12 protein-coding genes are annotated in these 12896 nt (G+C 64.0%); all 12 read right to left on the minus strand.

Annotated features, from left to right (window positions below; translation table 11 throughout):
* Positions 1–55: 55 nt before the first annotated feature.
* Complete coding sequence (gene trpB, locus HHL15_RS07115; protein WP_169145135.1) at positions 56–1267, minus strand: tryptophan synthase subunit beta; 1212 nt, start codon at positions 1265–1267, stop codon at positions 56–58.
* The gene (locus HHL15_RS07120; RefSeq protein WP_169145136.1) at positions 1254–1877 is read right to left on the minus strand and encodes a phosphoribosylanthranilate isomerase; all 624 of its coding nucleotides are present in this window, start codon (positions 1875–1877) and stop codon (positions 1254–1256) included. Before HHL15_RS07120 ends, trpB begins: the two co-directional genes overlap by 14 nt.
* Positions 1844–2680 (minus strand): tRNA pseudouridine(38-40) synthase TruA, encoded by an 837-nt coding sequence (truA, locus tag HHL15_RS07125; RefSeq protein ID WP_169145280.1) that lies wholly within the window; start codon positions 2678–2680, stop codon positions 1844–1846. The genes HHL15_RS07120 and truA overlap by 34 nt, the downstream gene beginning before the upstream one ends.
* The gene (locus HHL15_RS07130) at positions 2674–3318 is read right to left on the minus strand and encodes a CbiQ family ECF transporter T component (protein ID WP_169145137.1); all 645 of its coding nucleotides are present in this window, start codon (positions 3316–3318) and stop codon (positions 2674–2676) included. The genes truA and HHL15_RS07130 overlap by 7 nt, the downstream gene beginning before the upstream one ends.
* Positions 3319–3323: 5 nt before the next feature.
* Positions 3324–6218 (minus strand): FimV/HubP family polar landmark protein, encoded by a 2895-nt coding sequence (locus HHL15_RS07135; RefSeq protein ID WP_456243184.1) that lies wholly within the window; start codon positions 6216–6218, stop codon positions 3324–3326.
* Positions 6219–6357: 139 nt separating this feature from the next.
* On the minus strand, positions 6358–7482 hold the full coding sequence (asd, locus tag HHL15_RS07140; RefSeq protein WP_169145139.1) for an aspartate-semialdehyde dehydrogenase: 1125 nt from the start codon (positions 7480–7482) through the stop codon (positions 6358–6360).
* A gap of 40 nt (positions 7483–7522) precedes the next feature.
* Positions 7523–8584, minus strand: a complete 1062-nt coding sequence (gene leuB, locus HHL15_RS07145; RefSeq protein ID WP_169145140.1) for a 3-isopropylmalate dehydrogenase — start codon at positions 8582–8584, stop codon at positions 7523–7525.
* Positions 8585–8638: 54 nt separating this feature from the next.
* On the minus strand, positions 8639–9277 hold the full coding sequence (leuD, locus tag HHL15_RS07150) for a 3-isopropylmalate dehydratase small subunit (protein WP_169145141.1): 639 nt from the start codon (positions 9275–9277) through the stop codon (positions 8639–8641).
* A 1-nt stretch (position 9278) separates the two neighbouring features.
* Complete coding sequence (locus HHL15_RS07155) at positions 9279–9404, minus strand: entericidin A/B family lipoprotein (RefSeq protein WP_169145142.1); 126 nt, start codon at positions 9402–9404, stop codon at positions 9279–9281.
* A 17-nt stretch (positions 9405–9421) separates the two neighbouring features.
* Positions 9422–10831, minus strand: coding sequence for a 3-isopropylmalate dehydratase large subunit (gene leuC, locus HHL15_RS07160; protein WP_169145143.1), 1410 nt, complete (start codon positions 10829–10831; stop codon positions 9422–9424).
* Positions 10832–10866: 35 nt separating this feature from the next.
* Positions 10867–11709, minus strand: a complete 843-nt coding sequence (locus tag HHL15_RS07165; protein WP_235943274.1) for a M48 family metallopeptidase — start codon at positions 11707–11709, stop codon at positions 10867–10869.
* 16 nt (positions 11710–11725) lie between these two features.
* Positions 11726–12889 carry an MFS transporter gene (locus tag HHL15_RS07170; RefSeq protein WP_169145144.1) on the minus strand — a complete coding sequence of 388 codons (1164 nt, stop codon included), beginning with the start codon at positions 12887–12889 and terminating at the stop codon, positions 11726–11728.
* Positions 12890–12896 lie beyond the last annotated feature (7 nt).

Raw genomic sequence — 12896 nt, forward strand, 5'->3', positions numbered from 1 at the left:
GGTATGTACGAATGGTCGGCGGCCCCGCCGGACTGACCGACGGGGCCGCGATGAATCAGAACTGGATGCCGGACTTCTCGGCGACGGTGTGCATGTCCTTGTCGCCACGACCGGACAGATTCACCAGAAGGACCTTGTCCTTCGGCAGCGTCGGAGCGAGCTTGGCCGCATAGGCCAGAGCGTGGGACGACTCCAGCGCGGGAATGATGCCCTCGAAGCGGCACAGGTTATGGAAGGCCTGGAGCGCCTCGGCATCGGTGATGCCGACATATTCGGCGCGCTGGATGTCCTTCAGCCAGGCGTGCTCGGGGCCGACCCCCGGGTAATCGAGACCGGCGGAGATCGAGTGAGTCTCGATGATCTGGCCATCCTCGTTCTGCAGCAGGTAGGTCCGGTTACCGTGCAGCACCCCCGGGCGCCCCGCGCTCAGGGAAGCGGCGTGCATGCCGGTTTCGATACCACTGCCGGCAGCCTCCACGCCGATCAGGCGCACATCCTTGTGCTCGATATACGGGTGGAAGATGCCCATCGCGTTGGAGCCGCCGCCCACACAGGCGATCACGTAGTCGGGCTGGCGACCGACCATCTCGGGCATCTGCTCGATGCACTCCTGACCGATGATTGCCTGGAAATCACGCACCATCATCGGATAGGGATGAGGACCGGCCACGGTACCAATGATGTAAAAGGTGTTGCCGATATGGGTGACCCAGTCACGCATGGCTTCGTTCAGCGCATCCTTGAGGGTCCGGGAGCCACTCTCGACCGGCACCACCGTAGCCCCGAGCAACTTCATGCGGTAGACGTTGGCCGCCTGACGGCGCACGTCCTCGGAACCCATGTAAACCACGCACTCCATGCCATAGCGCGCCGCCACGGTGGCAGTGGCGACCCCGTGCTGGCCGGCCCCCGTCTCCGCGATGACCCGGGGCTTCCCCATCCGGCGCGCCAGCATGGCCTGGCCGATGCAGTTATTGACCTTGTGGGCACCGGTGTGATTCAGATCTTCCCGCTTCAGGTAGATCTGGGCGCCACCGAGGAGCTCGGACCAGCGCTTGGCGTGATAGATCGGACTTGGACGGCCCACGTAGTGCTTGAGTTCGTAGTTGAACTCGGCGGCAAAGGCCGGATCAGCCAGCGCTGCCTCATAAGCCTGCCGCAGCTCGGTCAGCGCCGGGATCAGCGTTTCTGCTACAAAAACGCCACCATAGGGCCCGAAATGGCCGCGCGCATCAGGAAAATCGTAGGGGGCATCAGCCATGTGCATGTTCAACTCCGGCAACAAAATCGGTGATCAGGGCAGCGTCCTTGATGCCCTTCGCTGACTCGACGCCACTGGACACGTCCACCGCCCAGGGCTGTACCCGCCTCACGGCCTCTCCCACATTGGCCGCATTCAGACCGCCAGAGAGGATCAAAGGCATCGGCAGCCTGTCAGGGATCAGAGACCAGTCGAAGGTTTCGCCACCACCACCATAGCCTTCCACGAAGGCATCCAGGAGAAGCCCCTGGGCACCCGGGAAAGAAGCCGCGTATTTTAACAGATCAAGCCCCTGCCGCATCCGCGCCGCCTTGATGTAAGGCAGCCCGAAACCCAGGCAATCCGCCTCCGTTTCATCACCGTGGAACTGCAGCACCTGCAAGGGCACCGACTGCAGCGCAGTTTCGACGAAGTTCCGCCCCGGCTCGACGAACAGGCCAACAGTCGTCACAAAGGGCGGGATGAGGCGCGCCAGCTGTGCGGCCCGCTCGAACGGGACGAAACGGGGGCTGGGCGGATAAAACACGAAGCCGATAGCGTCGGCGCCGGCATTCACGGCTGCGCGAACATCCTCTTCGCGGGTCAGGCCACAGATCTTGATTCGGGTGCGATGCACGGCGCCTCGGGTATCAACAGTTGGGGAGGCGCGATGATACGCCCGCCGCCGGGCAGCGACCACCTCGGCGGATACTCCACACCGCAAAGATACAGGCCGTCAGGGGCAAAGGTCGGCGCGGCCAGGCTGCGATTGCGCAAGGTCAGCAGTTCCGCCATCCAACCAGGCGGCTGACGCCCCTTGCCCACGTAAACCAGCGCTCCGACCAGATTTCGGATCATGTGGTGCAGAAAGGCGTTGGCATGGAAATCGAACATCACCACATCGCCATGGCGCCTCACCTGGATGGAATGCATCGTCCTCACGGGTGATCTGGCCTGGCACTGGGCCGCACGGAACGAGGTGAAATCATGCTCACCCAGCAAGTCTCCCGCCGCCTGCGCCATCAGCGCCTCATCCAGGGCACCATGAATCCACCCGACCCGGCCAGCCAGGATTGCCGGCCTGACCCTCCGGTTCAGAAGAACATAACGATAACGTCGGGATTCTGCGCTGAAGCGAGCATGGAATTCGTCATCGACCTCCACCGCCCACAGCACCGACACGCCTGGCGGGAGATGGCTGTTGGTTCCACGCACCCAGGCCTCCAGAGGGCGTTTGGCGCAGGTATCGAAATGCACGACCTGTGCCGTGGCATGCACGCCGGTATCGGTCCTCCCGGCGCACACCACGCTGACAGGCGCCTGCGCCACAGTGGAAAGCGCCTGCTCGAGGCGATTCTGCACCGTCCGGCCATGCGGCTGGATCTGCCAGCCCTCGAACAACTCGCCGGAATACTCGACACCGATTGCGACCCTCACCAGCCCTCCCAGAAAGCAATCACCAAACCCGTCACCGCCAGGCCTGACAGCAGCCAGTCCCGCCAGCACCAGGGCAACTGGCGAATGGCAGGAACATGCTGATCCGGCGGCAGCGCCGAATCCTGCAATAAAGCACGCCAGCCACCGGCCGGCGGATTTTCCACGTATTGAAAAACGAGAAGAAATCGGACGATCAGGCGCTCCGGGGAGACGCCTGTCCAGCCCAGAGGCCGACAAAGAAGATCAATTCCGGCGGCCAGGGCTGATGCGTCGAGACCTTCAAGCAGGATGGCCGCCAGCACCACCACCAGAATCAGCCGGCCACCATGCACTGCGGCCAGCACAAGACCTTCAAGACTTGGACTGCCGGGAAAACCCGAGAACAACAGTTCTCCCGGCGTAAACCACGCAAACAGCACCAGCAGCACCAAGAGCAGGTAACGCACGCGGCGCAACAGCCGCCGGACGCGCTGGTGGGCACAGAAAACGGCAACCAGGCCTATCACCAGCCCAAGCCACAGCAACCCCTGCCCTCGCATCAACTGGACAGCCAGAACGAGGCTACCCCAGACGATCAGCAGCGACGCGGGATGAAAACGGAAGCGCGCCCCTGCCCCAGACAAAGCCCGGTGAATCAACAAGCCCCTCAGACGAGGCGGGCGAGAATGGCCTGGGCTTCGTCCTTCTGGCGCCCGTTACCTTCCTTCAACACCTCCTCGACCAGCTCCCTGGCGCCATCCTTGTCGCCCATTTCCTCATAGGCCCGCGCCAGTTCAAGCTTGGTCGCCACCTCCTGATGCAGGTCGAGATCGAGGGGAGGCTCGGTCGGCGGGCCTGGATCCGGCAGCTCGAGCTCGAACGGCGCCGCCGCAGACTTGCCAAGTTCCAGGTCGATGGAGTCCAGGGAGGAGATCGGCGCCATCGGTCGGGTGCTCGTCAACTCCTCACCCGCCTTGTCGTCGAGTTCGAAATCGAAATCGAGCAGGCTGCTGTCAAAGCTGGTTTTCTCGAGATCGACGGTTGCCGTGTCAACCGGCATGCCAATGGCTTCATCAGCCAGCGTTGCAGTGAGATCCACATCAACCGTGGGTTCAGCACGTGCGATGGGCTGATGCTCACCAAATTCGGAGCTGATCTCAAAATCGAGATCGCTGGGATCAGGCAGGCTGAAATCGGCACCAACCCGCGGGGCCTGGGTCGACGTGGCCTCGAGATTCAGGGGAAAGTGATCCCCCGCCACCACCGTCGCCCCAAGAGGCGGCTGCTGGGCGGACGGCATGTCGAAGCCGAGATCGAAATCGAGGCCTCCACTGGCCGCCTCACCCACCGAGGTGGGCTTGTTGGCCGATGCCGCCTCGACGGTACCCGCTGCACTCAGGTCCAGATCGAAATCCAGAACAGAGGTATCCGGCATGGCCGGAGAAATGGTGGCCGGGCCGGACGAGGCAACCGCCCTGTCAATATCTTCAAGGCTTGCATACTGATTGAGTTCGCCAGGCAGCGCCCATGTATCCTTGAGCTGGGACGGAGACTCCAGCGGATCATCGCTGAGGGAGGCCGGCATGGGATCGCGGACCGGCTCCAGCGGCGCCGGCCGGGCTTCGGCCTGAGCAAAGCTGGCTGCCGCCGCAACTGCCGGCGCAGCCGCTGCGACAGGCGCAGCTCCCGGCACCGGAACGCGGTACAGCGGACTGTCTGGATCAAACTTGCGCCCGAGGGCTGCCGCTTTCTCCCAATCGGGGCCATTGCCGCCGGTCAGTGAATACAGCTCGGTTGCCGTGGTCTCGAACTGCTTGAGGTTCTTGCGCTGAGCATAGATCTCGAGCAGCTTCAAATGCACCCCGGTACGACCGGGATCGGTCTTGAGCGCATCGAGCAGGATCTCCTCAGCCTGGGCATCGCGCCCGTAAGCCATGTAAACATCGGCCTCTGCAACCGGATCCACACCTTCATCCGTATCGATGGACGACAGGCCCGACTGGCTGAAGTCGGTCTGGATCAGGCTGCTGCTTCCGGTATCCACGCTCTGCCCGCCCGCGCTGCTGAACACGGAGTTCGCGCCTTCATTGAACTCGGACAGCACAGGCGTGGTGGTCGGAGCTCCGGCCGCATTCCGGCGCTGCCGGAACTTGTAGGCGCCCCAGCCCAGCAGCAGGGCCAGGATCCCGCCACCGCCGAACAGCAGGGACATGTCCTCTGGCGCGGCAGCCGGGGGCTCGGGGGCCTTCGGCGGCTCGGGAGGCGGCACCGGCTTGGGCTCGGGGGCAGGCTTGGGATCGGCAGCCGGCGCCTCGACGGGCTTCGGAGCTTCGGCTTTCTCGGGGGCCTCGGCAGGCGGCTGAGCAGCCGCCGGAACCGGATTCGCAGCAGCCGGAGCAGCGGCAGGAGCTGCAGCCTCGGGCTGGATCTGGGCCAGCCCCTGGCTCTTCAATTCGACGAGACGCTGGAGCTCCTTGATGCTCTTTTCCAACTCGGCCAGACGGGTGTTCGCTTCACGCAGGGCCTTGTCGCGTGAGACAAGATCTTCCTCAAGAGCCTGCAGACGCGCACCGGACTTGTCGCTGCCCGCAGCAGCGCCGGACTTGCCCCCCTCCTCGCTCTTGGAGACCTTGAGCTGATCGGAGGCGCCCAGCACGGCGGGCGCCCGGTCTTCAACCTTGGCGCCGATACGGCCCCCGCTACCCTGCTGCGCCGGCGCTTCCTTGGCCGGAGCGGCAGCCGCCTGCTCGGCCAGACGGCGGCGATAACGCCCGAAATCAGCCGAATGTGCAACGACCTGCTGCCGGGAAGCATCACCTGCCACCTGCCGGACGGTGTCGGCATCGGGAATCCGGAGGATCTTGCCCGCCTGCAGGCGGTTCATGTCATCGGCTTCGAAGGCCCCGCGATTACCCTGGAACAGTGCCAGGAGCATCTGCTCCATCGAGACACCTTCGGGGCGATTCTCGGCCGCGATCCGGTTGAGGGTATCCCCCACCTGCACGGTGTAGGAGCGCCCTCCGGCAGGCCCCTGGGCTGCAGGCCTTGCCACGCGGGGAGCTGTCGCCCTCGCAGGCCGTGCCACCGGCATAGCCTGCGGCCCCTGGCGCAGCTCGGGACTCGCAACCGGTACAGCGGCCACCCGCCCACCACCCACATCGGGAGGATCGAGCAGGAATGTATATTCGCGAATCAGGCGACCCGCCGCCCAATTGAGTTCGACCAGCATATCGACGAAGGGCTCATTGACCGGTCGTTCACTCGTGACCCGGACAATGGCACCACCCGCCCGCCGCTCGATTGACATGCGCAATCCGCTGACGGATGGCGAGAAATCAATACCGGCCTGCCGGAAAGCCTCTGAAGACGCCAAGCGCGCCGTCATGTTCTGAAGTTCTTCCGGCGTGGCAGAGATTTCGACCTCCGCCCGGAGCGGCTGTCCCAGCCCGCTGAGAACAGTGATTTTCCCTAGGCCAGCGGCATGGGCGCCCAAAGAGAGCGCACCGATGGAAGCCGCGAGGAGGGTGCGTTTGAGCCGACTTTTCACAAGGTTCTTATGCACGAATGCGGGTCATCGAAATCGAGTTGGAGATGAACATAACATCATGGGTTTGGGGAGGCAAGTTCAAGGTATTTTTGAAGTTCCCCACCAACGCGAAATAAATTAAAAATGGCGGCCGAAGCCGCCATCTTTAATTACGTCAATCCTCGAGGAGGACTCGCAGCATACGCCGCAGGGGCTCGGCCGCCCCCCACAGCAGCTGGTCGCCAACCGTGAAGGCGGACAGATACTCACCGCCCATGGCCAGCTTGCGCAGACGACCCACGGGCACCGTCAGGGTGCCGGTCACGGCGGTCGGGGTCAAATCGCGCATGGTGATGTCGCGCTGATTCGGCACAACCTTGACCCAGTCATTCGCCGTTGCCAGCAGGCCTTCGATTTCGTCGATGGGGATGTCCTTGCGCAGCTTGAGCGTCAGCGCCTGGCTGTGGCAACGCATTGCGCCGATCCGCACGCAGAGTCCGTCGATGGGCACGGCGGGCGTGCCGAAGCCGTCCCCCCGACCGAGGATCTTGTTGGTTTCGACGCCGCCCTTCCACTCTTCCTTCGACTGACCATTACCGAGATCCTTGTCGATCCAGGGAATCAGGGAGCCGGCCAGCGGCACGCCAAAGTTGGAGGCCGGGAAGGCATCGTCACGCATGGTGCCAGCCACTTCGCGGTCGATATCGAGGATCGCGGAGGCGGGATCGTCCAGCAGCTCCTTGACCGAGCGGTTGAGTTCGCCCATCTGGGACAGCAGTTCGCGCATGTTCTGCGCACCGGCGCCGGAAGCCGCCTGGTAGGTCATGGAGGTCGCCCACTCCACCAGGTCACGCTGGAAAAGGCCGCCCAGGGCCATCAGCATCAGGGACACGGTACAGTTGCCGCCAACCCAGTCACGACCGCCCTTGGCCAGGGAATCCTTGATCACGTTCATGTTGACCGGATCAAGGATGATCACCGCCTGCTTCTCCATGCGCAGGGTCGAGGCCGCATCGATCCAGTGGCCGGCCCAGCCGGCAGCGCGCAGCTTGGGGTAGACCTCGCTGGTGTAGTCGCCGCCCTGACAGGTGATGACGATGTCCATCGCCTTCAGCTCGTCAATGCTCTTGGCATCCTTGAGCGCAGGAGCCTCCTTGCCAAAGTTCGGCGCCTTGCCGCCCGGATTGGAGGTGGTGAAGAACACCGGCTCGATCAGTGCAAAGTCGTTCTCTTCACGCATGCGCTGCATGAGCACGGAACCGACCATGCCACGCCAGCCAACCAGACCCACTCTTTTCATATTGATCCCCGATCAGACTCGATAGTTTTCTAGTAATGACCTACAGCGCAGCGATGACCGCGTCGCCCATTTCCCTGGTGCCGACCTGGCGGGTGCCCGCCTCGTAGATGTCGCCGGTGCGATAACCGGCGGCCAACACTTTCTTCACGGCATTTTCGATACGCAGCGCCTGGGCCTCCAGATTGAAGGTATAGCGCAGCATCATCGCGGCAGACAGAATGGTGGCCAGCGGATTGGCCAGACCCTTGCCGGCGATGTCGGGCGCAGAACCGTGGCTGGGCTCGTACAGGCCCTTGTTGTTCGCGTCCAGCGAGGCGGACGGCAGCATGCCGATGGAGCCGGTGAGCATGGAAGCCTCGTCCGACAGGATGTCGCCGAACATGTTGCCAGTGACCATCACGTCAAACTGCTTCGGCGCCCGCACCAGCTGCATGGCGGCGTTGTCCACCAGCATGTGGGAGAGCTCCACGTCCGGGTAGTCGGCGGAGATCTCGATCATCACGTCGCGCCACAGCTGGGTGGCTTCGAGCACGTTCATCTTGTCCACCGAGCACAGCTTCTTGCCACGCTTGCGGGCAGCCTCGAAGGCCACCTTGCCGATACGGCGGATCTCGGACTCCGAGTACACCATGGTGTTGAAGCCGACGCGCTCGCCATTCTCTTCACGCACGCCACGAGGCTGGCCGAAATAGATGTCACCGGTCAGCTCGCGCACGATCAGGATGTCCAGGCCGGCCACGACCTCGGGCTTGAGGGTGGAGGCGTTGGCCAGTTCGGGATAGAGGATCGCCGGGCGCAGGTTGGCGAACAGGTTCAGCTCCTTGCGGATGGCCAGCAGGCCGCGCTCGGGGCGCTGCTCGCGGGGCAGCGTGTCCCACTTGGGACCACCCACCGCACCCAGCAGGATGGCATCGGCAGCCTTGGCGGCCTTGCTGGTGGCTTCGGGATAGGGCGTGCCGGTGGCATCCACGGCGCTGCCGCCGATCAGGGCGGTCTCCACTTCGAAGTTGAAACCGTCGCCACGCAGGGCCTCGAGCACGCGCAGGGCCTGCTCCATGATTTCGGGACCAATGCCGTCACCCGGCAGAACGCAGATCTTCATTATGTCTTTCTATTTTTTCTGGTGGTTGGCGCCGGCCCGGGGGCCGGCAGGCGGTCAGGCAAAGAGCCAGGGCTGCTCGATGCGACGACGGGCTTCGTACTCGCGGATCTTGTCGGCGTGACGCAGGGTCAGGCCGATGTCGTCCCAACCATTGAGCAGACATTCACGGCGGAAGGGGTCCACGTTGAACGGAATCGCCTTGCCGTCGGGCCGCGTGATGGTCAGGGCCTCCAGATCGACCGATAGGCGATAGCCTTCGGTGCCGAGGCACTGGGCAAACAGCCACTCCACTTCGGCCGCGTCGAGCTTGATCGGCAGCAAGCCGTTCTTGAAGCAGTTGTTGAAGAAGATGTCGGCAAAGCTCGGGCCTATGAGCACCCGGAAACCGAAGTCTTCCAGCGCCCAGGGGGCGTGCTCGCGGGAGCTGCCACAACCGAAGTTGTCACGGGTCAGCAGGATCTGGGCACCCTGGTAGCGCGGCTGGTTGAGCACGAAGTCCGGGTTGCGGGGACGGTGGGTGTTGTCCTGCCCCGGCTGACCGACATCCAGGTAGCGCCACTCATCAAAGAGGTTGGGGCCGAAGCCGCTGCGCTTGATGGACTTCAGGAACTGCTTCGGAATGATTGCGTCGGTATCCACGTTGGCGCGGTCCATCGGCGCCACGAGACCGTCGAGTTTGCGGAAGGGATTCATCTTACTTCGCTACCTTCTGGATGGCTTCACCACCCTTTTCAATATCCTTGCCAAGGCCCTGGACAGTATTGCAACCGCCCAGGACAACCACGGCACACACGCCAAGCAGCATCATGAATGCACGCATGCTCTCGTCTCCACGCTTCAGGCCAGTTCGCGCACGTCGGCGAAATGCCCGGCGATCGCCGCAGCCGCAGCCATGGCCGGACTGACCAGGTGAGTACGCCCACCCGCGCCCTGGCGGCCTTCAAAGTTGCGGTTGGAGGTGGAGGCACAGCGCTCGCCCGGCTCCAGCCGGTCGGCGTTCATGGCCAGGCACATGGAGCAGCCCGGCTCCCGCCACTCGAAACCGGCGGCGACGAAGATCTTGTCCAGGCCCTCAGCCTCGGCCTGACGCTTGACCAGGCCGGAGCCCGGCACAACCAGCACCAGCCTGACGTTGTCGGCCTTGCGGCGCCCCCGCGCCACAAAGGCGGCGGCACGCAGGTCCTCGATGCGCGAGTTGGTGCAGGAGCCGATGAAGACCTTGTCGATGGCGATGTTCTTGATCGGCGTACGCGGATTGAGGCCCATGTACTGCAGCGCCCGCTCCATGCCCTCGCGCTTGACCGGATCCTTCTCGAGGGTGGGGTCCGGCACGATGCCGTCGATCGGGGCGACCATCTCGGGTGAGGTCCCCCAGGTGACCTGCGGCTTGATCTCGGCCGCATTCAGCTCGACGACACAGTCAAACACCGCACCCGCGTCGGAGTGCAGGGTACGCCAGTAGGCGACCGCCCGGTCCCACTGCTCGCCCTTCGGCGAGAAGGGCCGATCCTTGAGGTAGGCAACCGTCTGCTCATCCACGCCCACCAGCCCGGCGCGCGCACCGGCTTCGATGGCCATGTTGCAGATGGTCATGCGGCCTTCCATGGTCAGGGCACGGATGGCACTGCCGCCGAACTCGATGGCGTAGCCGGTGCCGCCCGCGGTGCCGATCCTGCCGATGATGGCGAGGACGACGTCCTTGGCGGTGACGCCCGCACCCAGCTGACCATCAACACGGATCAGCATGGTCTTCGACTTCTTCTGCAGCAGGCACTGGGTGGCCATCACGTGCTCGACCTCGGACGTGCCGATGCCATGAGCCAGACAGGCAAAGGCGCCGTGGGTCGAGGTATGGGAGTCACCGCAGACGACCGTCATGCCCGGCAGGGTGGCGCCGTTCTCAGGTCCGATCACGTGCACGATCCCCTGACGCTCGTCCTTGAAGGGGAAATAGGCCAGTGCGCCGACTTCACGGATGTTGCTGTCCAGGGTTTCCACCTGCTGACGGGAAACCGGATCCAGGATGCCCTGCTCCCAATGGTCGGTCGGGGTGTTGTGGTCCGCCGTCGCGACGATGGAGTCCACGCGCCAGGGCTTGCGGCCGGCCAGCTTGAGGCCCTCGAAGGCCTGCGGGCTGGTGACTTCGTGGACCAGGTGGCGGTCGATGTAGATCAGGGCCGTGCCGTCATCCTCGACGTGCACCACGTGACTCGACCAGAGTTTTTCGTAAAGCGTTTGCGCTTGCATGGGCGAAAGGACTGAGAGGGGCGGAAAAACCTTAATTATTTCACAGGCTTCGTGTGCTGAGTAGCTTGCTCGTAGAGGGGCATCACGCGAGCGGCGTACTGGGCAAGATCCTGCTGACGACTTTGATTGGACGGATGGGTAGACAACCACTGGGGCGGCTGGTTGCTGTTGGCCTTCGCCATCTTCTGCCAGAGGACGACCGCCGCACGCGGATCGTAGCCACCACGGGCCGCCAGCTCCACGCCGATGCGGTCCGCCTCGGTCTCGTGCTCCCGGCTGTTGGGCAGCTCGAAGCTCACCTTGGCGACCGAACCGATCAGGTCGGTCCCGGCCTGCCCTACCCCTAGCGCCGCACCCAGCACGGCCACTCCGAGATTGGTCACCATCGCCTGGGAGGCGCGTTCCCGCGCGTGCTCCCGGAGGGCATGGGCGATCTCGTGGCCCATGATGGCGGCGATCTCGTCGTCGGTCAGGTCCAGCTTCTCGATGATGCCGGAGTAAAAGGCGATCTTGCCGCCCGCCATGCACCAGGCGTTGAGATCGTTCGAGGACAGGACATTGACCTCCCAGCGCCAGTTGGGCGCATCCGGCCGGAAAGCCCCCGTTGCCGGAATGAGGCGGCGCGCCACGGCACGTACCCGCTCCACCTGCTCCTTGTCGCGGTTGAGGGCGTTCTTCTGGCCCGCCTGCTGGATGATCTTCTGGTAGCTCTGACTGGCGGCGGACTCCATCTCCCTGGAGCTCACCATCATCATCTGCGAGCGCTCCACGCCCACATTGCCGGTCTGGGTGGTCCGGACCGTCTGGCAGGCCGTCATCAGGCCCACGGCAAAAACTGCGGGCAACAGCCCCGACAAGCCCTTCAATCGGTACTTCATGCGCGTCACGTCTTCCTCACTCGAATTGTGCCCGGGGCGGCTCGCCCACGCCCCGCCGCCACCCCCATGCCAGCACTAGCAAGCCCAGCAGGGCAAACAGGGAACCTAGCGTATATGTCCAGGCCGGCCCGACAGACTCCCAAGTGTAGCCGCTGACCAGCCCGCCGATCATCCCGCCGGCACCAAAAGAAATACTTCCGTACAGCGCCTGACCACGAGCCTGGTGCTGCACGCCGAACCAGCGATTGACCGCCGCAACGGCCGCCGCGTGGTAGGCGCCGAAGGTTGCACCGTGCAGAAGCTGGGCCAGCAGGAGAAGCCACAGGGAGTCCGCCCCCCAGCCGATCAGCACAAAGCGCAGCACCGCCGCGGCAAAACTCCAGATCAACAACCCCCGCAGGGAAAACGCCTTGAGAAGCTGCGGCATTCCCATGAAGACCGCGATCTCGGCAACGACTCCCAGCGCCCACATCCAGCCCACCAGTGCCTTGCTGTAACCGTGGGCAACAAGGTGCAGGGAATAGAACACGTACAGCGCCCCATGGGCGGCCGACATGAAGAAACAGGCGGCAAACAGGGCCCGCACTTCCGGACGGCGGAGAATCTCGCCGAGGGCTACCGGTACGGCAGGCGTGCGTGGCCGCCCCGCCTCCGGGATCGTCAATGCACAAAACAGGATACCGGCCAGCACGGCCAGGGTGATCCACAGCAGCGCCCGCACCGGCAGGCCATCGAGCAGGTAGCCCAGCCCCAGCACGGCCAGAATGAAACCGACCGAGCCCCACACCCGGATATTCCCGTAGAGCCCCGCCCTGCCGTTCAGGTGGGCAAAGGTCAGCGTCTCAACCAGCGGCAGGGCCGCGCTCCAGAAGAAGGCCAGCAGGGCCATGCTGACGAACAGCCAGGCATAGGCATCGGTGAGCAGGAAACCCGAGAAACCCACCAGGGAAAGGAGCGCCGACAAGCGCACGATGGGCGTGCAGACGCCCATGCGGTCCGCCAACCAGCCCCACAGCGTCGGCGCTACCATCCGCATCACCGACATCAGGGACATCAGCACCGCGATCTGAGCCGCGCTCTGCCCGATGGACTGGAGGTACAGGCCGAAATACGGCGAGAAGGCCCCGACGAAGGCGAAATAGAAGAAGTAATAGCCGGACAGCCGCCAGTAGGGAATCATCGTTCGG

Source organism: Zoogloea dura, from assembly GCF_012927165.1.
Classification (GTDB): Bacteria; Pseudomonadota; Gammaproteobacteria; order Burkholderiales; family Rhodocyclaceae; genus Zoogloea; species Zoogloea dura.